We start from the raw sequence: 20,667 nt of genomic DNA on the forward strand, positions 1-20,667 counted from the left end.
TGACGGGGTGGCGTGCCTTTCGCGGCCACCCTCTGGTGATCCGCCGTGCGGCCTTGGCTGAAATTACCTGCCGCTCTGGCGTGCGGCGCGGCGAACGCTTTGCAACAGGATGGCAAGGCAGCCGACCAGCAACAGCCCACCGCCAAGCAGCGGCGGCAGCGCGAGCAACTTCACCGCCGCGGTCACGGCGGCCACCAGGACCAGCGACAGCAGCGCCAGATTGCCGTCATCGACGAACATGCCGAAGACCTCCCTGGCAACGAGACGAAGGACGTTCATCGGGCGAGCCCTCCGGCTGCCGTTGGACTGATTCCGCGCAGCCAGCGCACCATGGCGAAGGACGCCAGCGCGACTATGGCGAAGATGGCGAGCAGGGCAAGATCGGCGCCAGGCCAATCGGCGCCGATGCCTTCGCCGGTCCAGAAGATGCCAAAGCTGGTCAGCATCAGCCCGACCACGAATTTGAGCGCATTCTCGGGCACGCGCGCCAGCGGCCGGTGGACGGCCAGGCCGACAAGCATCACCAGGATGAAAGCCGCCAGCGCACCCATGCTGGCGTAAAATGTCTGCCCATGCGCGGCGCCGACGGCAATGACGATGAACACCACCTCGACACCCTCGAGCAGCACCGCCTTGAACGAGGCCAGCCCGGCGAGGTAGTCGGCGCGCCGGTCGGCGGCCTGCCGGTGCAGGGCCGCGGTTTCCTTGGCGAAGGCCGCTTCCTCGTCATGCAGGGCAATGACGCCGACGCTGCGCAGGATGGCTTTTCGCAGCCAGCGCATGCCGAACAGGATGAGCAGCACCCCGACAACGAACTGCAGGGTGGTGATCGGGACCAGCGCCAGCAGCGGGCTGAAGGCCAGCACCAGAGCCGCCAGCACCGCCAGCGCCAGCGCGGCGCCGGTCAATGCCGGGCGCCAGCTGCGCGTCACTCCCACCGCAAGCACGATGGTGAAAGCTTCGACGACCTCGACCAGCGAGGCGAGAAATGCCGCCGCGATTGTCGAGAGGACGGGTGTCAGTGTCTGCATGAAGCTTCCTGTCTGGCTCGACCCTGATTCCTGGGGCGAATCCCCGGAGCGTAATCCAGAATCACCCTATGCGGCCAGCAGCCCGGAGCATTTCCAGCGACAGCGCAAGCAGGCGGGTGAAACAAGTCCGGATCAGATCAGGCCCGACATGTCGGAAAACGCCATGGCCTTACGCAGCACTTCGGCGAAACGCTCGCCGGCCACTTCGCGCGGACCGCTGTTGTCGATCGACGTGACACCAGGGCCGGACAAGCTCATATTGGCGCTGCGCGCCAGCCGCGCCAGCACCTCGCCGCGCGACTCGCGACCGCGCATGGCCAGCCGCTCGGCCAGCACCTCGGGCGAAGCGGTGATCTCGACGATCGCCAGATTGGCATAGCGCTCGCGCAAGGTGGGGATGATCGCGCGCGACACGTTGGCGACGGCGACATGTCCATTGGAAACAGACCAGTCGACATCGGCAGGCAGACCATAGCGCAGGCCATGCGCTTCCCAGGAGACGGCGAAAGCGCCGTCGGCATCGGCCTCGGCGAAGGCGGCGTCGGCCAGCGTATCGTGGTCCTCGCTCGCCGCATCGCTCGGCCTGGTGATGACGCGGCGCACGAACTCCAGCTGCGTCTCGTCGGCAAAGAGCGCCTTGGCATAGCCGATCACCGTGTCCTTGCCGGCACCGCTGGGGCCCACGACGGCGACAAAGACGCCGTGACGGATCGGAAAGGTTTCGGCGGACAGTTCGCGCTCGATCGAGGCCGACACCATCATGCCACCCGGCGCCCCTGCCGCCAGACGGTGCGCACGACCGGAACATGATCGTCGACGCGCACGCGCACCAGATCGGCGCGACGGCCCTGCTCGATGACGCCGCGGTCGTCGAGGCCGACGGCCTGCGCCGGGTTCTTCGAAACCATGGCGACGGCCTGCGGCAGCGAAATGCCTTCCACCATGTCGCCCAGGAAGAAGGCCGACTGGATCAGGCTGAAGGGAATGTAGTCGGACGACAGGATGTCGAGCAGGCCATCGCTGGCCAAGGTGCGTGCCGAGACATTGCCCGAATGCGAGGCGCCGCGCATGACATTCGGCGCGCCCATAAGCACGCCGAGCCCGGCGGCCTTCGAGGCCCGCGCCGCTTCCTCGGTGGTCGGGAACTCGGCGACCCGCACGCCCTGCTCGATGGCCTCGTCGACATGAGCCGACGTCGCATCGTCGTGGCTGGCGAGCACGATGCCGCGCTCCTGGCAGGCGGCCGCGATGAAGACGCGGTTCGGCCCAGAGTTGCGTGCCGATTCGGCCATCCGCTTCTCGCAGAATTTCTGGAAATCGCGATCCGAGAGTTTCAGCTTGCGCTGGTAGTAGTAGGCATAGGTTTCAAGGTTGACGAACTGGCGCTGGCCTGGCGCATGGTCCATCAGCGACGCCAGCTTGACCCGTTCGTCACCGTCGAAATTGGCGAATGCGTCGAGGCAATCCGGTGCTGAAACCTCGCAGCGAAGATGCAGGAAGTGATCGGCCCGCAGACGATCCCGCGCGACGCTGTCCTCGATCGCATCGGCCAGCTTGCGAATGTCGTCCAATGTCAGGTCGGCGTCCTCGTCCATGCCGACGCGCAAGGCATCGAGCACGGTCGTGATGCCGGCGGTCGCCACCTGCGCGTCATGGGCGAGCACCGCGGCGATCGGGTTCCAGCGCACTTTCGGCCGCGGCGCATAATGGCCCTCGAGATGGTCGGTGTGGAGTTCGACCAGCCCTGGAATGATAAAGTCGCCGCCCATGTCCTCGCCGGTCCGGGCAGCATCGCCATCGATGCCGGCGATCAAGCCATCGCGCAGCACCAGTGACCCTTCGACGATCTCGTCGGCAAGAACGATGCGGGCGTTGGAAAGAACAGTTTCGGCGGTCATTGCGGGTAGTCCTTGGTTCTTGCAGTCGGGTTTCGTTCAGGCGGTTTTCCGGGCCGGGCGGCGTCCGAGCGCGTGCTGGGAAAGCACCATGAATGGCGCGCCGGGTTCGGGTTCGACGAACAATGTCAGCGCGTCCACGAGCACGGGCTGGCGCAACACATCGGCGAACAGGCTGTCGATCGCCGCGCGCAGGCGAGGGCTTTCCTGTGGGCCGGCCCGGCCGGACAGGGTCATGTGGAAGCGGAAGGTCTCGAAGACATAGGGATAGCCCCATTGGCAAAGATTACGAAACTCGGCCGGCTTCAGCGAATCCGGGCTGCGCCGCTCGATCTCGGCCTCTGACAGCGGTGCGCGAAACCGGTCGAAATCGCGTACCACATTGTCGGCGAAGCGGTTGAGCGGAGGCAGCGGCCCTTCCGGCACCAGCGCGAAGAAGCTGTCGATCTGGCTGACGACCAGGCGCGGGATCGTGACGACAGGCGTAACCTCGGCAAAATGATCCAGCGCCGCGCGCAGCGAGGTCTCGGTCTCCGTGGCAGCCAGGTGGAAGGGCGCCTTCAGCGTCGCGTGAAAGCCGTAGCGGCGTGCCGAGGCGGTGTGGAAGGCCACTTCCGCCGCCGACAGATCGGCAACGGCCTCAACCGGCCTGGTCGCGGCACCGAACGGATCGCGGCCCAGCCAGTCGGCGGCGATGCGCGCCAGCGGCTCGTCCTGCCGGGGGGTGAAATAAATGGCATAACGCATGGGAAGTCCTCGTCAGAACCGTTGCCATAGGTGATTTCCATGACGGATTGACGAAGCTTTGACGGGTTTTAGAAGGCAAATCGACCCCTAGGGTCCTTAGCCGACGATTTTTCCCAGCTGGACCAATAAGTTCGGCCGGAAACGCGAGACGGTCAGGCCTTCATCAACCATTCGTGCTCGGGCGCATTGTGGAATTTCCAGGTCCGCTTCGGTCCGGCCATCACATTGAGATAATAGAGGTCATAGCCGTGGCAGGCGGCACAGGGGTGATAGCCCTTGGGCACCAGCACCACATCGCCGTCCTCGATCGCCATGGCTTCGTCCAGCGCGCGATGTCCGCTTTTGTCGGCATCGGTGTAGACGCGCTGGAAGGCAAAGCCCTGCGGCGGGTTGAGGCGATGGTAGTAGGTTTCCTCGAGATAGGATTCGGCAGGCAGATTGTCCTGGTCGTGCTTGTGCGGCGGGTAGCTCGACGTATGACCGCCGGGCGTGATGACCTCGACGACCAGCAACGAGTCGGCCGGCTGGCCTTCCGGCAGGATGTTGGTGACGTAACGCGTATTGGTGCCCTTGCCGCGCACCTCCTGGCCGAGATCGTCCGGTCCGATCACCCGGACCGGCAGGCCACCGCCAAGACCAGGCGCCGAGCAGACGCCAAGTTCCAGCTCGGTATCGGCCGTTACCGACCAGTCCGATCCCTGCGGCACGTAGACCGACCACGGCTTGCCATCGAAGGGCGACATGCGCTCGCCGAGCAGGCCGATATCCTTGCCGCCGGCTTTCGCGGTACCCTTGCCGGTCACGAACACCAGGCAGACTTCGCGGTCGTCCGTCTTTCCCGAGGCGCTTTCGCCCGGCTTCAGCCGATGCAGGTCGAAACCGACATAGGTCCAGCCGGCGCTTTTCGGCGTCACATGGGCGACGCGGCCATGGCCCTTGTCGGCTTTGACGAGCAGTTTCGACATTTTGTCTCTCCTATCCTAGCCTTCCAACTTCGTCATCCTAGGGCGGAGCAGGAGCGAAGCTCCGTCGCGAAGACCCTAGGATGACGAAGCGAGGGGCGTTTCGGCCAATCGCCGATGTGTGCGATCCGTTACGCTCGCAGTATCCAATCCACAAAACTGCTCGCGCCATGGACCGCCTATTCCTTCGGATCGGCCGGAGGCTTCGTCTCGTCGGCCGGCTTATAAAGATAAAAAAATTGCCAGGCGCCGTAGCCGGCAAAGCCGAGCGCGATGACGCCCCAGAACGGCGTGCCGGTGGCGAACTCGATGACCGACCAGATGAGGCAGACCGCGACGACGGCGACACGCCGCCACAATGGCCGGAAGAAGGGGTGCTCGGAATCTTTCATCTGGCCAGCCTACAGCAAGCCCGGCCCGGCGAGAACCCGATCAGGCATTCGGAAACCCTTGCGTCTCCACCGTGTAACCGGCTGATGTCATCACCCGCATCAGCTCCTTGTGGCCAACCTGCGCCATCTTCAGCGGCGGGTTCTTCTTCGGGTCCTGCTCGGCCTCGACCACGAACCAGCCTTCATAGCCGTGGTCGGCGAAGCGCTGCACGATGGCGCCGAAATCGAGCGAACCGTCGCCCGGGACGGTGAAGGCGCCGAGCGACACGGCGTCGAGGAAGGACTGCTTCGTACGGTCGAGCTTCTCGATCACGCCCATGCGCACGTCCTTCACATGGACGTGGCTGATGCGCTTGTGGTGGTTGTCGATGGCGCGCAGCACGTCGCCGCCGGCAAAGGCGAGGTGTCCGGCATCGAGCAGCAGTGGGATGCCTTCGCCGGAATGGCGCATGAAGGCATCGAGCTCCGGCTCGGTCTCGACCACAGCCGCCATGTGATGGTGATAGGACAGCGGCATGCCTTGCTCGGCGCACCATTCGCCGAATTCGGTCAGGCGCCGCGCGTAGGCCTTCATCTCGTCGCCAGTCAGCTTCGGCTTGGTGGCGAGCGGCTTGGAACGGTCGCCCTGGATCGAGCGGCCGACCTCGCCATAGACGATGCAGGGCGCGTCGACCGCCTTGAACAGGTCGATCATCGGCTGGATGCGGTCCTTGTTGGCAGCCATCTCCTCGTCCACCAGCGTGCCGGAAAACCAGCCGCCGCACAGCGTCACGTCGGCGGCCTTCAGGATCGGCAGCATGATGGCGGGGTCGTTGGGAAAGCGCCGGCCCATCTCCATGCCGGTGAAGCCCGCAGAGCGCGACTGGCGCAGACATTCCTCCAGCGACACGTCATCGCTCAGTTCGGCAAGATCGTCGTTCCACCACGCGATGGGGGACATGCCCAATTTGGCTTTCAAGTCGTCACTCCGGATTAGACAGTTCAATTTTTTTGGCGCTAGCGCCGCCCCTCATCCGCATGCCCGCACCTTCTCCCCGTATAGTGACCGGGAGAAGGGAGCTGGCGTCAATCGCCGACGCTCTGCATCCGCCGCTTCTCGTCATAGGCCTTGCGCGCGGCGTTCACTTGAGGCCGCGCCGAGACCTCGGGCACCGCCACGTCCCACCAATGGCCGCCGGCATCGGTCGAAACCAGCGGATCGGTGTCGATGACCAGCACGGTGGTGCGGTCGTTCTTCTTGGCTTTTTGCAGCGCGTTTTCCAGCTCGGCGATCGACGGCACTTTCTCTGATATCGCGCCCATGCTCGCCGCATGCGCGGCAAAGTCGATGTCGGGCAGGATTTCATGGCGCGAGTCCTGCAAGAGATTGTTGAAGTTGGCGCCGCCGGTCGCCATCTGCAGCCGGTTGATGCAGCCAAAACCCCTATTGTCGAGCAGCACCACGGTCAGCTTCAGGCCGAGCATCACCGAGGTGGCGATCTCGGAGTTGAGCATCAAGTAGGAGCCGTCGCCGATCATGACGACGACCTCCTCGTCGGGCTTGGCCATCTTGGTGCCGAGCCCGCCGGCGATCTCGTAACCCATGGTCGAGAAGCCATATTCGGCGTGGTAGGAGCCCGGGGCACCGGCCTGCCAGAGCTTGTGCAGTTCGCCGGGAAGTCCGCCTGCCGCATGCAGCAGCGTCACGCCTGAGCCCATGGCGCGCTGCACGGCGCCGATCACCTGCGCATCCGAGGGGAAAGCAGCGTTGGTCGAGGCCGTCACCTTGGCCGCATCGGCCTGCCAGGCCTTCTTGCCGGCGGCCGCATTGTCGGTCCAGGCGGCGGGCGCCTTCCAGCCTTGCAGCGCGGTTCCCAACTCGGCCAGCCCTTCCCAGGCATCCGCGACCAGCGGCAGCGCCCGGTGCTTGCCGGCATCGAAGGGCTGCACGTTGAGCCCGATGATGGTCTTGCCGGAATTCTTGAACAGCGCCCACGAGCCTGTGGTGAAATCCTGCAGCCGCGTACCGATGGCGAGCACGACGTCGGCCTCTTCCGCCAGCCGGTTGGCGGCCGAAGTGCCGGTAACACCGACCGCTGCCATGTTGAGCTGGTGATCATCCGGCAGCGAGGACTTGCCGCCTTGCGTTTCGCAGACCGGAATGCCGGCGGCTTGGGCGAACTTGGCCAGTTCGTCGGAAGCCTGAGAGTAGAGCACGCCGCCGCCGGCGATGATCAGCGGCTTCCTGGCTCCCTCGAGCGCCGCCACGGCCGCCGCCAGTTCGTCACGGTCCGGACGCGGCCGGCGCTGGCGCCACATCCGCTCGCCAAAGAAACTCTCGGGATAGTCATAGGCCTCGGCCTGCACGTCCTGGCAAAGCGACAAAGTCACCGGGCCGCATTCGGCCGGATCGGTCAGCACCTGCATGGCGCGGCTCAGCGCCGGGATGATCTGCTCCGGCCGGGTGATGCGGTCGAAATAGCGCGACACCGGGCGGAAGCAGTCGTTGGCCGTCGCCGTGCCGTCGGAAAAATCCTCGGCCTGCTGCAGCACGGGATCGGGAATGCGGTTGGCAAAGACGTCGCCCGGCAAAAACAGGACGGGCAACCTGTTTACGTGGGCGAGGGCCGCCGCCGTCACCATGTTCATCGCGCCGGGGCCGATCGAAGAGGTCGCGGCCATGAAACGGCGGCGGAAATTGGCCTTGCCATAGGCGATCGCCGCATGCGCCATCGCCTGCTCGTTGTGGGCGCGGAAGGTCGGCAATTCGTCGCGCACATGGTAGAGCGCCTCGCCGATGCCGGCGACATTGCCGTGGCCGAAGATCGCCCAGACGCCGCCGAAGATCGGCGTTTTTCTCCCGTCGATCTCGGTCATCTGGCGGGACAGGAAGCGGGTCAGCGCCTGCGCCATCGTCAGGCGGATTGTCTGGCTCATGGTGTTTTCCTCCGCAGTCCCTACGCCGTTGCGTATTGTTATGCCGCCTTGCGGCCGCGCGCGGCAAGCCACGCTTCGGTCAACTGTTCGAAGCGCGACGCCATGTCGGCGACAGCCTCGTCATCCGACATCCTGCCGGCCAGCCATTGTTCGGCTGCGTGGACGAAGATGGTGCGCCCGACGGCAAAGCCCTTGACGATGGGCGCGTTGGCCGTGGCGGCAAAAGCGGCCTCCAACTCGTCCTGCGGCGCCTCCAGGCCAAGCAGCACGATGCCCCGGCACCAGGGATCGTGCTTCAGGATCACCGCCTCGATCTTGGCCCACGCGCCGCTCGACGCCTGCGGTTCGAGCTTCCACCAGTCCGGCTTGATGCCGAGCGCATAGAGTTCCTCCAGCGCGCGCGGGATCGTCGTGTCGTCGAGCTTGCCGTGCTTGCCGGCGATGATCTCGATGAGAAGTTCGCGTCCAACTTTGCGCGCGGCCTCGAACAGCGCGCGCAGCTTCTGCTGCTGTTCTTCCTTCAGTTCCGCCGGATCGTCGGGATGATAAAAGCACAGGCACTTGATGCAGTGATCGACGGGCCATTCGGTAAGCTGCGAGCCGATGTCCTGCGAGAATTCGAAGCGCAGCGGCCGCGAGCCCGGCAGTTCCACCGGGCGTCCAAGCCAGGCGAAGGGGTGGCGAGCGAATTCGAACATCGCCTCGCGGCCATGTTTCTCGTCAATCAGCATGCCATAGCCGTCGCGGCCGGCGGCGACCTTGGCCGCTGCCTTGACCGCCAGCACCTTGAAATCGCGGATGCGCGCCGGATCGGCGCCGGTCTTGGCCGCCACATCCTCGAGCTGCACACGGTGGTCGCAGGCGAGCGCCATCAGCGAGGGGATGTCGCGCCGGCGTGTGGTTGCCCAATGGATGTGATTGATCGCCTCGTCCTTGCGCAGCGCGCGATGCTTGCTGCCGTTCTCGAGGAAGAACCGCAGCTCCTCGAAGGTCGGATATTCCGGCGCGCAGAGCAGCCGCGACACGGCGAAGGCGCCGCAGGCATTGGCCCAGGTCGCCGCCGTGGCAAGGCTTTCACCGCCGAGCCAGCCGCGCAGCAGACCGGACATGAAGGCGTCACCGGCGCCCAGCACATTGTAGATCTCGATCGGGAAACCCTTGCCGACGACGCCGTCCTCGAGATCGTCGCTGATCGGTCCGTCATAGACGATGCAGCCCATGGCGCCGCGCTTCAGGACGATGGTGGCCGAGGACAGGGAGCGGATCGTCTTCAGCGCGCTCAGGCAGTCGTCAGCGCCGGACGCGATCATGATCTCTTCCTCGGTGCCGACGATGAGGTCGCAATCGGGCAGCACCGTCTTCAACTGGGCCGAGACGCGGTCGGATTTGACATAGCGCTCAAAGCCTTCGGCGTGGCCGGCAAGGCCCCACAAATTCGGGCGATAGTCGATATCGAACACGACCTTGCCACCCCTGGCCTTCATGATGCGGATCGCCTTGCGCTGGGCGGCATCGCTGTTGGGGCGGGAAAAATGCGTGCCGGTGACGACGATCGAACGGGCCGAGGCAATAAACGCTTCGTCGATATCCTCCTCGGCCAGCGCCATGTCGGCACAGTCGGATCGGTAGAAAATCATCGGCGAAACGCCTTCGCTCTCGACCGAAAGCAGAACCAGAGCGGTCAACCGCTCCTTGTCGGTCTTCAGACCGTCGGTGTTGACGCCTTCGCGTTTCAGCTGCTCGCGGATGAAGCGGCCCATCTGCTCGTCGCCGACGCGCGTCAGCAGAGCCGAGCGCAGCCCGAGCCTTGCCGTACCGACCGAAATATTGGCCGGGCAGCCGCCGACAGACTTGGCGAAGGAGGTGATGTCCTCCAGCCGCGAGCCGATCTGCTGGCCATAGAGGTCGACGGACGCGCGGCCGATGGTGATGACATCGAGCGGCGCCTGTCTTGCGTCCACGGCTTCGCTCATTGGAACCTCCCGTCGGTCTTGTCGTCATGGACAACATTGTTTTGGGTAACACGCGCGAGCGGCTGCGTGGCGCCGGCAATATGAAATAATAATTCCAATCCATAGTCAATATGGAATGAGCATTCCCTAGGCTAAAATTGCCTTGAAGGGACGCCTGATCAAGCCTTGCGCTTACGGCTCGCGTCGCGCCGCTTCTCGCCGACGCCGACGGTCAGCGCCATGGCCAGCGCCATTGTCGCCGACAGCGAGCGGAAGCCGGCGAAATCCGCCTCGGCAACCTCGAACCAGACCCTGGCGAACTGGGCGAGCGGCGAGAACGAGCTGTCGGTGATGGCGACGATCGGCACGCCCTGCTCGGAAATGGCGCGCGCCTCCTCGATCGTGGCCGGCGCGTAGGGCGAGAAGCTGATGGCGATGACGGCGTCCGCCGGTGTGGCGAAGCCGACCATCTCGGCATTCAGGCCGGCGGCCGATTCGATCAACTGGTTGCGGATCTTCAGCTTGCCGAGCGCATAGGCGATGTAGGAAGCCACTGGATAGGAGCGTCGCTTGGCCAAGACATAGATGGTCTGCGCCTTCGCCAGCAGCGAAATCGCGTCTTCCAGATGCGCATCGTCCAGCGTGCGGGAAATGTCGTTGAGGGAGGTGCTGGCGGCGGCGATGAAGCCGTCGAAGATCGCCCGGTGGCCGGCACCGCCCTCGGCCTTGGCGCGCAGCGCCTGCAGCCGCTCGTCATAGGAAGAGTTGCGCTCGCGCAGACGTTCCCGGAACACCTGCTGCAGGCTGGTAAAACCGTCGAAGCCGAGTTGCTGGGCAAAGCGGATCAGGGTCGAGGGCTGCACGCCGGCCGAAGCGGCGATGCTGGCGGCGGTACCAAAGGCGATGTCGTCGGGATTGTCGAGCGCGTAGGCGGCGATCTGGGCGATGCGCTTGGGCAGGCTCTCGCGCCGGTCCAGAATCGTGGCACGCAGCGTCTCGAAGTCGCGAGGTACCTGTTCGTCCATCGTCCCTCTGCCCAAGCCTGTCTGGACACCCTCTCTGCCCCATCATAGCGAGCCTGCGCAAGAACGCCATAAAAAATGAGGCAGACATTCCATTCCTGAAAAAAATGGACTAATTCATCCACTCAGCTTCTATGGCAGCGGAGGAACGAAAAATGGTCGGCGTCGGTCTTATCGGCACGGGTTTCATGGGCAAATGCCACGCCATCGCGTGGAGCGCCGTCGGGGCCGTCTTCCCCGATGCGGCCAAGCCACGGCTCGTCCATCTCGGCGAGGTCAATGAGGAGCTCGCCAGGCGCAAGGCAGGCGAGTTCGGCTTCGCCAAGGCCACCAGCGACTGGCGCGCCGTCGTCGACGACCCGGAGGTCGATATCGTGTCGCTGACAACCCCCAATCAGTTCCATCCGGAAATGGCCATCGCTGTCCTCGAAGCCGGCAAGCATCTGTGGTGCGAAAAACCGATGGCACCGAGCTTTGCCGAAGCCGAGGCGATGGCGGCCGCGGCGAAGAAATCAGGCAGGGTCGCCGCGCTTGGCTACAACTACATCCAGAGCCCGGCCATCCGTCACATCGGCGCGCTGCTCGACGAGAAGATCATCGGCGAGGTCAACCACCTGCGCATCGAGATGGACGAGGACTTCATGGCCGATCCCGAGGCGCTGTTCTTCTGGAAGCACGAGGCGACTTCCGGCTATGGCGCGCTTGACGATTTCGCCGTGCATCCGCTGTCGCTGGTCTCGGCGCTGTTCGGCCGCGTCGGCCGCGTCATCTGCGACATGGCCAAGCCCTATGCCGACCGCAAGCTGGCTTCAGGCGGCTGGCGCGCGGTGGAGACCTACGACATCGCCAGCGTGCTGATGCATCTGGACAACGGCATTGCCGGAACACTGCAGGTCAACCGCTCGGCCTGGGGCCGCAAGGGCCGCATCGCCATCCAGATCTTCGGGTCCAAGGGATCGATCCTGTTCGACCAGGAGCGGATGAACGAGTTCCAGCTCTACCTGACGTCCGACCGACCCACCGAACAGGGCTACCGCACCATTCTGGTGGCGCCGCAGCACAGACCCTATGACCTCTTCGTGCCGGCGCCCGGCCACAGCCTCGGCTTCAACGACCTCAAGATCATCGAATGCCATGAATTGCTGACACGGCTTGCCGGCAAGCCGGCCCGGCTCATCGAGTTCGCCGAAGGACTGGAGATCGAGCGCACCGTGCACGCCATGGCGCGCTCCTTCGAGGAGAAGCGCTGGGTGGATGTAAGGTAGGATTCGCTGCGCTGGTCGCTTTAGCCGGCGGCCGCTGCATCGACTTCCCACCCATTGACCCAGACCTGCCGCAAACGATCGCCTTCGCCCTTGAAGCCTAGGCCGGTCGGCTGGCAATCCTCGATGCGGTCGCTGCGGAAATTGCGGATCGCCTGGCGCAGCTCGCACCAGGCGACGATGTTGGCGGTCTCGGCGTAATAGATCAGAGCGATCGGGCGGATGAGGCGCTCGGAAGCGCGGCCGAGCTCGTCGCGGTAGGAGAGCTCGAGCTTCTCCTCGTCGCGTATGGCGCGGCGCACCAGCGCCAGGTCGATCGCACCTGCGGAGGGCGCGGCGAAGCCCCAGGCGTGCAGCGCATTGGCGTCGAGCGTCTGGCGCAAGGGCGGCGGCACCGCGCCGGCGATCTTGGCGCCGACGCGCTTGGCCGCCTGCTTGAGCTCGTCGTCGCCCGTGCGCTCCAGCAGCGCCAGCGACAGGACGATCGCCTCCATTTCCTCGATCGAAAACATCAGCGGCGGCAAGTCGAAGCCGGGGCGCAGGATGTAGCCGATGCCACGGCCACCCTCGATCGGCACGCGCAGCGCCTGAAGCGCCGCGATGTCGCGATAGATCGAGCGGATCGTCACTTCCAGCCGCGCGGCGATCATTGCCGCCGTCACCGGCTGCCGCGCCAGCCGCAGGATCTGGATGATCTCGAACAGGCGCGAGGCCTTGCGCATTTTTCTGACCTGGTACCGATCACAACTGACACACCATCGTCAGTTGGGCCTGCCTATAGGACTGCCTATCGATTTGAAAATCAACAGGTTCCGCCGAGGCTGGCCGAGCGGGACAACAGGCAACTGACATGGGCTATGCTGAAAATCTCTGGCTGTTCTTTATCCTCCTGTTCGGCATCATCGCCGTTCCAGGCATGGACATGCTGTTCGTGCTTGCCAATGCGTTGACCGGCGGCCGCGACAGGGGTCTTGCCGCGACCGGCGGCATCATGGTCGGCGGCATGGTGCACACGCTGAACGGCGCTATCGGCGTCGGCCTGCTGGTGCATTTCTTGCCGATCCTGTTCAAGCCGCTGCTGCTTGCCGGCGCCGCCTACATGGCCTTCATCGGCATCACGCTGATGCGCAGCTCCATCACCGTCGGCAACGAGGGCCCCGCCGGCAGCCGCTCGGCATGGAAGGCGTTTCGCCAGGGCTTGGTGACCTGCCTGATCAACCCGAAGGCCTACCTCTTCGTGCTCGCCGTCTATCCGCAGTTCCTGAAACCGGACTACGGCCCGATCTGGATGCAGGCGACGATCATGGGCCTGCTGACCGTGCTGACGCAGGCCGCGGTCTATGGCGGGCTCGCAATATCGGCCGGCCGCAGCCGCAAGCTTCTGATCGCCAATCCACGGGTGACCATCCTTGCCGGCCGGGCGGCCGGGCTGCTGCTCTTCGCGGTCTCCGTGTTCACCGCATGGGAGGGGCTGAGGGCGGCATAGTCTCGCTGAACCCAACCGCCGCCCTTCTGGCGCCGGCCGAATCAGGCGGCGCCCTGCTGCAGCGTGGCGAGAAGCTCGTCCAACTGCCCGAACGTCTCGGCCATCGCATCCGCCGCCCCGGTGCCGGCGGCGTCGAGGGCTTCCTTCGAGGGGTAGAGCTCGTGCATGACCAGCAGCGTCTTGCCGCCTTTCTCCTCGAAGGTCACCGTGGTCACGGGTCCACCGTCACCACCTTCGTCATTGGTCCAGACGAGGCGCGAGGGCGGTGTCACTTCGAGATACCTGCCGAAGAACTCGGCGGGGTGCGAGTCATCATGCCCGAACACCAAACGGTACCCGCCTCCGACACGAACATCCATCTCACAGGAACGCAGGAACATGCCCATCGATTTCGGCGTCCACCACTGCTTGAACAGCTCGGGCTTTGTCCAGGCCTCGAACACGATGCGGGCCGGCGCGTCGAAGCTTCGCGTGACGACCAGCTCGCGGTCGGACTTCCGTTCCACCGTCGTGCGGTTCTGCATGGGGGTGGGCTCATTCGCTCTTGTTTCGTCCATCGGCTTCCTCCTTCCGTTTCATTTCCTCGACAACCTTGTCCAGCTCGTCGAAGCGTGCGGCCCAGAGCTGGCGGTATCTCTCGATCCATGCCGTCTCCTCCTCCAGGCGGCGCAGGCCGAGCTTGCAGGTCCGCACGCGCCCGACCTTCCGCGTCGTGACGAGGCCTGCCTGCTCCAGAACGCCGACATGCTTCTTCATGCCCGTGAGGGTCATGTGGAATTTCTGGGCCAAGTCCGTAATCGAAGCATCCGCACGGCCGAGCTGCTCCAGAACCCCACGTCGGGTGGCGTCCGAAAGCGCGGCGAACGAGGCATCCAGGCGGGCAGGAGAATACTGAACCATTTGGTTCAGTATGTAGCACGCGGATCGGTGACATGCAAGGAGGTGAGCGCTGCGGGCCTAGGAGCGGCGTGGTCCTGGACTGGAAACTGGAAGCGCCGCCCTTATGCTCCCCCAGATCAGGCGGCGCCCTGCCGGCTGTCCAGTATGGCGCGGCGCGCCGAGCGGCGCCATTCGACAGCGCCCGCGAGACCGTGCAGCACCGTCTCCGTGGTCGCCCAGTCGATGCAGCCATCGGTGATGCTCTGGCCGTAGACCAGTGGCTTGCCGGGCACGACATCCTGCCGGCCGGCGACGAGATTGCTCTCGATCATGACGCCGATGATGCGCTCGTCGCCAGCCGCCACTTGGCTCGCGACATCGGCCGCGACCTTGGGCTGGTTCTCCGGCTTCTTGGCTGAGTTGGCATGGCTGACGTCGATCATCAGACGGGGGGCGATACCGATGCGGACGAGTTCGACCGATGCGGCTTCGACGCTTGCCGCATCGTAGTTGGGCTGAACGCCACCACGCAGGATGACATGGCAATCCTCATTGCCGGTGGTCGCCGCGATGGCGCTGCGTCCGCCCTTGGTCACCGCCATGAAATGATGCGGCTGGGCGGCCGACTTCACCGCCTCGCCGGCGATCCTGAGATTGCCGTCGGTGCCGTTCTTGAAGCCGACCGGGCAGGAGAGACCCGAGGCCAGCTCGCGATGGATCTGGCTCTCGGTCGTGCGCGCGCCAATGGCGCCCCAGGCGACGAGGTCGGCGATGTATTGCGGCGTCGTCATATCGAGGAATTCGGTCGCCGCCGGCAGGCCGAGATTGTTGACGGCGGAAAGCACGTTGCGTGCCATCCGCAACCCCTTGTCGATGTTGAAGCTGCCGTCGAGGTCGGGATCGTTGATCAGGCCTTTCCAGCCGACCGTGGTGCGCGGCTTCTCGAAATAGACGCGCATGACGATCTCGAGCCGGTCGGACAGAGCCTCGCGCAGCGCCGCCAGACGGCTGGCATAATCAACGGCCGCGACCGGATCGTGGATGGAACAAGGGCCCACGATGACAACAAGCCGATCGTCGGCCCCGGTGAGGATGGAGTGAATGGCGTTGCGCGAGGCGGCAACGGTGCGTGTCGCCGTGAGTGAGCGCGGTATCTCGCGCATCACCTCGTCCGGCGTGCTCAGCAGTCTCAGTTCCTTGACCCGGAGGTCGTCTGTGGTGGTCAACACGGCTTTCTGCTCCTGTTTGGGAACCTGCCGGCTGAAACAAAAAAGCCGCCAGGTCTGGCGGCTGTTCGGATCTTGTTGCTGCAATCTTCAGATCGAGCGCAATCCTCCCGCCGCCAGCGAGCTCCTAAAGTACCAATACGTGGCGGTCAGGTTGATCATGCGTGGGCTATAGCTGAACTCGCATTGAATGTCACGCACCTGATGGCGGTCTTGTTTGAATATGTAAGAGGGTATATGTTGGATATTCCAAAAAGGATATGCTCCAATGCCGCTTTATGTGAAGGACCGGGAAGTCGACCGGCTGGTACTTGAGGTGCAGCGCCTCACAAAGGCGCCGAGCAAAGCCGAGGCGGTTCGCCGGGCCCTGACGCATGAAATTGAGCGCGCCCGCAGTGTGCAAACTGTATCGGAACGCTTGGCGGAGGCAGTCAGAATGGCTGGCGAAATCGGAGCGGATAATCCTGACTTCGATATGAGAGCCTATTCGGACGAGCTTTCAGGGGGGCTATGAGCCTGTTCATTGACGCTTCGGCGGTCGTCGCTCTGTTGCGTCCGGAGCCCACGGCAGGAGAACTCGCCGCCCGGATGGACGCCCATGGCGGGCCTTTCTTCATTTCGGCGATCGTTCGTTTCGAGACCGCAATGGCCTTGGCGCGTTCAAAGACCCCCCTGCCTTCACCCATCCAACCGGCGGCAGTCGCAAAGGCGAATGCGGCCGTGGACCGTTTCGTGCAGGATTTGGGAATCGGCGAGGTCCTCATTTCGGCCGAAGTCGGGCGGCTCGCCATCGAAGCCGCACGCAGTTACGGCAAGGGTGTCGATTCGCCGGCGCAGCTCAACATGGGCGATTGCTTTTCCTACGCCTGTTGCAAGGCATATAATTTGGCTTTGCTCTACACCGGTCAGGATTTCACAAAGACAGACATAGGATAGGTTCAAGGTGCGCCACGCAGATCGCTCGCATGAACCTACTCCGGCGACGACCCGGCGACACTCTGATCGTAGTCGACCAGCGATCCGGTCATGACGCCCGATTGCGGGCTGACCATGTAGCTGATCAGCCGCGCGAGCTGGTCCGGCTTGACCAACTGGCCCATCGGCTGCGCGGCTTCGGCCTTCGCCAGCCAGTCGTCGGGCGCATCGTGCCATTTCTTCTGCACGATGTCCTCGCCCTCGGTGTCCATCCAGCCGGGCAGCACGGCGTTGCAGCGGATGCGGTTGAAGCGATAGGCGTTGGCGACGTTCTTGGTCAGCGTCATCAGCGCGCCCTTGCTGGTCGAATAGGGCGTCAGGAAAGACTGCCCGGTATGCGCCGACATCGACAGCACGTTGACGATCGATCCGGGCGCCGTTTTCTCCAAGAGATGCGCCACCACGCCCTGCATCAGGAAAAACGGGCCGCGCACATTGGTGTCGAAGATCTGGTCGAACAGCTCTTCTGAGGTCTCGACCAGCGAGCCGCGCGCCGAGGTGGCGGCGGCGTTGACCAGGGCGTTGATCGTACCGAAATGCGAGAGCGCGGCGGCGACCGCGCGCTTGCAGTCGGCAACCTTGGAGACATCGGCGCTGATGAAGATGGCGTCGACGCCTGATTTCCTGAAATGAGCGACAGCCTTGTCGCCCTTCTCCTGCGAGCGGCCGATGAGCGCCAGCGCCCGGCAGCCTTCGTCGGCCAGCGCTTCGGCGACCGCGAATCCTATGCCTTGCGCACCGCCGGTGACGATGGCGCGTGTATTTGAATTGCGATCGGCGGATGCGCTCATCGCTCTGCTCCTGTGCCTTGGGGGTCCGGTTCTTACTTGTCGAGACGAATGGTCTTGCCCGTGGTCGCCGACTTCAGTGCGGCATCTGCCAGCTTCAGCGCCACGAGGCCATCAGCGCCGCTCGGCGCCGCCTTCTTGCCTGATGTCGCCGCCGCGATAAAGGCGGCGATCTCGAGGGCGTAGGCGTCGAGGTAGCGGGTCATGAAGAAGTCGTGCAGCGGCGGGCGCGTGTAGCCCTTCTCGTTGGCGAGCTCGATCGACACCGGCCGCTGGTTCTCGGCCGCCACCATGCCCTTCGAGCCGTGCACCTCGATGCGCTGGTCGTAGCCATAGGTGGCGCGGCGCGAATTGGAGATGACTGCCTGCTTGCCCGAAGCCGTTTCGAGGATGACGCTGACCGAGTCGAAATCGCCGGCTTCGCCGATTTTCTTGTCGACCAGCACCGAGGCGTGCGCGCTGACCGCGACAGGCTCCTCGCCGAGCAGGAAGCGCGCCATGTCGAAATCATGGATGGTCATGTCGCGGAAAATGCCGCCCGAGCGCTTGATGTAGTCGATGGGTGGCGCGCCGGGATCGCGCGAGGTGATGGTGACCATCTCGACGGTGCCGATGGCTCCGTCGTCGATCGCCTTGCGCACGGCGGCGAAATGCGGGTCGAAACGCCTGTTGAAGCCGACCATCAGGGTCGCCTTGGCCTTGTCGACAACGGCCAGGCACTGCTCGACCCGCTTGACGTCGAGGTCGATCGGCTTCTCGCAGAAGATCGCCTTGCCGGCCTTGGCGAAGCGCTCGATCAGATCGGCATGGGTGTCGGTCGGCGTGCAGATGACGACCGCGTCGATGTCCTTGGACTTCTCGATTTCGTCGATGCTGCGCACCTCGGCGCCATAGGCAACAGCCAGTTCGCTCGCCGCCTTCTCGAAGGCATCGGCCACGGCGACCAGTTTTGCCTGGGGGTTGGAACCCACGGCGCGGGCGTGGACCTTGCCGATGCGGCCGGCACCAAGGAGGGCGAAGCGAACAGTCATGGATATTTTCCTCTGGGGATGGTTCGAAGCGGGGCGCCGGTCATGGGCGCTGAATGATTTTCCGGTCAAGACAAATCGACGGGAAGGCGATGACCATCGCCTCCGAGCCCGGCCATTAGGCCGCGAGTTCCGCCTCGCCGGTCTTGGCGCCGGTGATATAGGATACGATGTCCTGGCCGTCGGTATTTTCCTTGCGCAGATTGGCGACGATGCGGCCGCGCCGGAACACCACGATGCGGTCGCAAAGGTCGAACACCTGGCGCATGTTGTGGCTGATCAGGATCAGCGGCTCGCCATTGTCCTTCAGCGTGCGGATGATGTTTTCGACCTGCGCCGTCTCCTGCACGCCGAGAGCCGCCGTGGGCTCGTCCATGATGATCAGCTTGGAGGCAAAGGTCGCCGTCCTGGCGATCGCCACGCACTGCCGCTGGCCGCCCGACATATGGCGGATGGTGTTGGAGAGGTTGGGGATCTTGACCGCGGTGCGGACCAGCGCCGCCTCGGTTGCCTTGCGCATGTATTTGCGGTCGAGGATCGAGAATGGCCCGAGATTGAACAGCACTTTTTCACGGCCGAGGAACAGGTTCGACGGCACGTCGAGGTCGTCGGCCAGCGCCAGGTTCTGGAACACCGTCTCGATGCCCGCCTCGCGGGCCTCGATCGGTCCGGCGAAATTCACTTCCTTGCCATCGAACCAGACCTGGCCGCTGGTCCGCTGCTCGACGGCGGTGATCTGGCGCACGAAGGTCGACTTGCCGGCGCCGTTGTCACCCATGATGGCGACATGCTCGCCCTTGCGCAGCTCGAAATTGGCGCCTTCAAGCGCATGCACGCCGCCATAGCGCTTGGTGAGGTTCTCGGTCTTCAGGACGATGTCTGTCGTGGAGATATCTGGCATGGTCAAGCCCTCAATGCCCGCATGCGTTGGCGCCACTGGTCGAGAACGACCGCGCCGACGATGATCACGCCCTTGACCATCTCCTGGTAGTAGGCGTCGAGGCGCAGGAAGGTGAAGCCGGAGATGATGACGCCGAAAATCAGCGCGCCGATCACCGTGCCGATGATGGAGCCGCGGCCGCCCGACAGCGAGACGCCGCCGATGACCGCCATGGCGATGGCATCGAGTTCGTACATGACGCCCATGCCGGCCTGGGCGGTGAGATTCTTGGAGGAGAGCACGACGGCGGCGAGCGCGGCGAGAATGCCGGCGATGACATAGACGAGGATCTTGTGGTTGGCGATCTTGATGCCAGACATGCGCGCTGCGTCCTCGTTGGAGCCGATCGCGTAGCAGTGCTTGCCATATCTGGTGTAGGTCATGATCAGCTGGAACAGCACGGCCAGCGACAGGAAGATGATGACGGGCATCAGGCCCTTGCCGATGGCGGCGAAACTGTCCGTCGGGAACGAGATCGGCTGGCCCTTGGACCACCATTTGGCGATGCCCCGCGCGGTCACCATCATGCCGAGCGTGGCGATGAAGGGCGGGATGCGCGTGTAGGCGATCAGCGAGCCGTTGACGAGGCCGGCGAGCAGGCCGCAGCCGATCGCCACCAGCACCGGGACGATCACGGGCAGGTCGGTCCAGCCCTGGGCCAGAAACATCGCCTTGGGGTTGGGATTGCCGTTGACGGTCGCGACCTGGGCAAAGCTCATGGCGATCATGGCCGTCGCGCCGACGATCGAGCCGGAGGACAGGTCGATGCCCCCCGTAATGATCACCTGCGTGACGCCAATGGCGATGATGCCGACGATCGACACCTGCAGAATGATGATCTGCAGGCGCGCCTCGTTGAAGAGGCCGGAGACGTCGCTGCGGGTGTTGAACAGGAAGCTGTCGCCGAGAAAGACCCGGCCGATCAGTTCGAAGATGACGACGAGGATGACGAGCGCCAGGAAGACGTTGAATTCGGCCGGCCATGTGCGCTTCCTGGCGTCATAGCTGACCCCGCCGACGCCGTGAGATGTCTGTGCCAATTCTTCTATCCTCCGTCAGCCGCGGTCGTTCCCCGAGCACCTTCGGGCGCCGAGGGAAGCGGAGCGGCGCTGTCGCTGCGCGAGAGCGCCGCTCCGTATGTCCGCGGCTCAGTTCTTCTTCAGGAA

23 protein-coding genes are annotated in these 20,667 nt (G+C 64.3%); 4 read left to right on the plus strand and 19 right to left on the minus strand.

Annotation, left to right across the window (positions count from 1 at the left end; genetic code table 11):
- Window positions 1-63: 63 nt before the first annotated feature.
- The 11 genes from FJ950_RS04565 to FJ950_RS04615 all read right to left on the minus strand — a co-directional run bounded on the left by FJ950_RS04565 (window position 64) and on the right by FJ950_RS04615 (window position 10,920).
- Window positions 64-279, minus strand: coding sequence for a hypothetical protein (locus FJ950_RS04565; RefSeq protein WP_140615349.1), 216 nt, complete (start codon window positions 277-279; stop codon window positions 64-66).
- Window positions 276-1,031, minus strand: a complete 756-nt coding sequence (locus tag FJ950_RS04570) for a COG4280 domain-containing protein (protein ID WP_140615351.1) — start codon at window positions 1,029-1,031, stop codon at window positions 276-278. Before FJ950_RS04570 ends, FJ950_RS04565 begins: the two co-directional genes overlap by 4 nt.
- Before the next feature lie 132 nt (window positions 1,032-1,163).
- The gene (gene phnN, locus FJ950_RS04575; RefSeq protein WP_015314549.1) at window positions 1,164-1,793 is read right to left on the minus strand and encodes a phosphonate metabolism protein/1,5-bisphosphokinase (PRPP-forming) PhnN; all 630 of its coding nucleotides are present in this window, start codon (window positions 1,791-1,793) and stop codon (window positions 1,164-1,166) included.
- Window positions 1,790-2,929 (minus strand): alpha-D-ribose 1-methylphosphonate 5-triphosphate diphosphatase, encoded by a 1,140-nt coding sequence (locus FJ950_RS04580; protein ID WP_140615353.1) that lies wholly within the window; start codon window positions 2,927-2,929, stop codon window positions 1,790-1,792. The genes phnN and FJ950_RS04580 overlap by 4 nt, the downstream gene beginning before the upstream one ends.
- 36 nt (window positions 2,930-2,965) lie before the next feature.
- Complete coding sequence (locus tag FJ950_RS04585; protein WP_140615355.1) at window positions 2,966-3,673, minus strand: DUF1045 domain-containing protein; 708 nt, start codon at window positions 3,671-3,673, stop codon at window positions 2,966-2,968.
- A 152-nt stretch (window positions 3,674-3,825) separates the two neighbouring features.
- On the minus strand, window positions 3,826-4,638 hold the full coding sequence (iolB, locus tag FJ950_RS04590) for a 5-deoxy-glucuronate isomerase (protein ID WP_140615357.1): 813 nt from the start codon (window positions 4,636-4,638) through the stop codon (window positions 3,826-3,828).
- A gap of 176 nt (window positions 4,639-4,814) precedes the next feature.
- On the minus strand, window positions 4,815-5,027 hold the full coding sequence (locus FJ950_RS04595; RefSeq protein ID WP_015314553.1) for a DUF3329 domain-containing protein: 213 nt from the start codon (window positions 5,025-5,027) through the stop codon (window positions 4,815-4,817).
- A gap of 40 nt (window positions 5,028-5,067) precedes the next feature.
- Window positions 5,068-5,985, minus strand: a complete 918-nt coding sequence (gene iolE, locus FJ950_RS04600; RefSeq protein ID WP_140615359.1) for a myo-inosose-2 dehydratase — start codon at window positions 5,983-5,985, stop codon at window positions 5,068-5,070.
- Between the two features lie 107 nt (window positions 5,986-6,092).
- Complete coding sequence (gene iolD / locus FJ950_RS04605) at window positions 6,093-7,943, minus strand: 3D-(3,5/4)-trihydroxycyclohexane-1,2-dione acylhydrolase (decyclizing) (protein WP_140615361.1); 1,851 nt, start codon at window positions 7,941-7,943, stop codon at window positions 6,093-6,095.
- Between the two features lie 38 nt (window positions 7,944-7,981).
- Window positions 7,982-9,916, minus strand: coding sequence for a 5-dehydro-2-deoxygluconokinase (iolC, locus tag FJ950_RS04610; RefSeq protein WP_140615363.1), 1,935 nt, complete (start codon window positions 9,914-9,916; stop codon window positions 7,982-7,984).
- A gap of 158 nt (window positions 9,917-10,074) precedes the next feature.
- The gene (locus FJ950_RS04615) at window positions 10,075-10,920 is read right to left on the minus strand and encodes a MurR/RpiR family transcriptional regulator (protein WP_015314557.1); all 846 of its coding nucleotides are present in this window, start codon (window positions 10,918-10,920) and stop codon (window positions 10,075-10,077) included.
- A 152-nt stretch (window positions 10,921-11,072) separates the two neighbouring features.
- On the opposite strand from FJ950_RS04615, the gene FJ950_RS04620 reads away from it, so the two are divergent.
- Entirely contained in the window at window positions 11,073-12,182 is a 1,110-nt protein-coding gene (locus FJ950_RS04620; RefSeq protein ID WP_140615365.1) for a Gfo/Idh/MocA family oxidoreductase, read from the plus strand.
- A 20-nt stretch (window positions 12,183-12,202) separates the two neighbouring features.
- Here the strand turns inward: FJ950_RS04620 and FJ950_RS04625 are convergent, their stop codons facing one another.
- Window positions 12,203-12,901, minus strand: a complete 699-nt coding sequence (locus FJ950_RS04625; RefSeq protein ID WP_140615367.1) for a YafY family protein — start codon at window positions 12,899-12,901, stop codon at window positions 12,203-12,205.
- Window positions 12,902-13,029: 128 nt separating this feature from the next.
- Between FJ950_RS04625 and FJ950_RS04630 the strand changes: the two genes are divergently transcribed.
- A complete protein-coding gene (locus FJ950_RS04630; protein WP_140615369.1) occupies window positions 13,030-13,665 on the plus strand; it encodes a LysE family translocator in 636 nt (211 codons plus the stop codon).
- A gap of 41 nt (window positions 13,666-13,706) precedes the next feature.
- Here FJ950_RS04630 and FJ950_RS04635 read toward each other — a convergent pair whose 3' ends face one another.
- The 3 genes from FJ950_RS04635 to FJ950_RS04645 all read right to left on the minus strand — a co-directional run bounded on the left by FJ950_RS04635 (window position 13,707) and on the right by FJ950_RS04645 (window position 15,773).
- Complete coding sequence (locus FJ950_RS04635) at window positions 13,707-14,222, minus strand: SRPBCC family protein (protein WP_210242349.1); 516 nt, start codon at window positions 14,220-14,222, stop codon at window positions 13,707-13,709.
- The gene (locus FJ950_RS04640; RefSeq protein ID WP_140615371.1) at window positions 14,200-14,565 is read right to left on the minus strand and encodes a metalloregulator ArsR/SmtB family transcription factor; all 366 of its coding nucleotides are present in this window, start codon (window positions 14,563-14,565) and stop codon (window positions 14,200-14,202) included. The genes FJ950_RS04635 and FJ950_RS04640 overlap by 23 nt, the downstream gene beginning before the upstream one ends.
- Before the next feature lie 116 nt (window positions 14,566-14,681).
- Window positions 14,682-15,773, minus strand: a complete 1,092-nt coding sequence (locus tag FJ950_RS04645; protein WP_140615373.1) for a 3-deoxy-7-phosphoheptulonate synthase — start codon at window positions 15,771-15,773, stop codon at window positions 14,682-14,684.
- A gap of 265 nt (window positions 15,774-16,038) precedes the next feature.
- On the opposite strand from FJ950_RS04645, the gene FJ950_RS04650 reads away from it, so the two are divergent.
- Both FJ950_RS04650 and FJ950_RS04655 read left to right on the plus strand, forming a co-directional pair.
- A complete protein-coding gene (locus tag FJ950_RS04650) occupies window positions 16,039-16,284 on the plus strand; it encodes a type II toxin-antitoxin system VapB family antitoxin (RefSeq protein WP_140615375.1) in 246 nt (81 codons plus the stop codon).
- On the plus strand, window positions 16,281-16,706 hold the full coding sequence (locus tag FJ950_RS04655) for a type II toxin-antitoxin system VapC family toxin (RefSeq protein ID WP_224622823.1): 426 nt from the start codon (window positions 16,281-16,283) through the stop codon (window positions 16,704-16,706). The genes FJ950_RS04650 and FJ950_RS04655 overlap by 4 nt, the downstream gene beginning before the upstream one ends.
- 35 nt (window positions 16,707-16,741) lie before the next feature.
- On the opposite strand, the gene FJ950_RS04660 is transcribed toward FJ950_RS04655, so the two are convergent.
- The 4 genes from FJ950_RS04660 to FJ950_RS04675 form a co-directional block, all read right to left on the minus strand.
- Window positions 16,742-17,536, minus strand: a complete 795-nt coding sequence (locus tag FJ950_RS04660) for an SDR family oxidoreductase (RefSeq protein WP_140615377.1) — start codon at window positions 17,534-17,536, stop codon at window positions 16,742-16,744.
- A 32-nt stretch (window positions 17,537-17,568) separates the two neighbouring features.
- Window positions 17,569-18,564, minus strand: coding sequence for an inositol 2-dehydrogenase (gene iolG, locus FJ950_RS04665; RefSeq protein ID WP_015314567.1), 996 nt, complete (start codon window positions 18,562-18,564; stop codon window positions 17,569-17,571).
- Between the two features lie 115 nt (window positions 18,565-18,679).
- Window positions 18,680-19,462 (minus strand): ATP-binding cassette domain-containing protein, encoded by a 783-nt coding sequence (locus FJ950_RS04670; RefSeq protein WP_015314568.1) that lies wholly within the window; start codon window positions 19,460-19,462, stop codon window positions 18,680-18,682.
- 2 nt (window positions 19,463-19,464) lie between these two features.
- Window positions 19,465-20,541 (minus strand): ABC transporter permease, encoded by a 1,077-nt coding sequence (locus FJ950_RS04675; RefSeq protein WP_140615379.1) that lies wholly within the window; start codon window positions 20,539-20,541, stop codon window positions 19,465-19,467.
- Window positions 20,542-20,667: the final 126 nt, after the last annotated feature.

It is taken from the genome of Mesorhizobium sp. B2-3-14 (genome assembly GCF_006442175.1).
Classification (GTDB): domain Bacteria; phylum Pseudomonadota; class Alphaproteobacteria; order Rhizobiales; family Rhizobiaceae; genus Mesorhizobium; species Mesorhizobium australicum.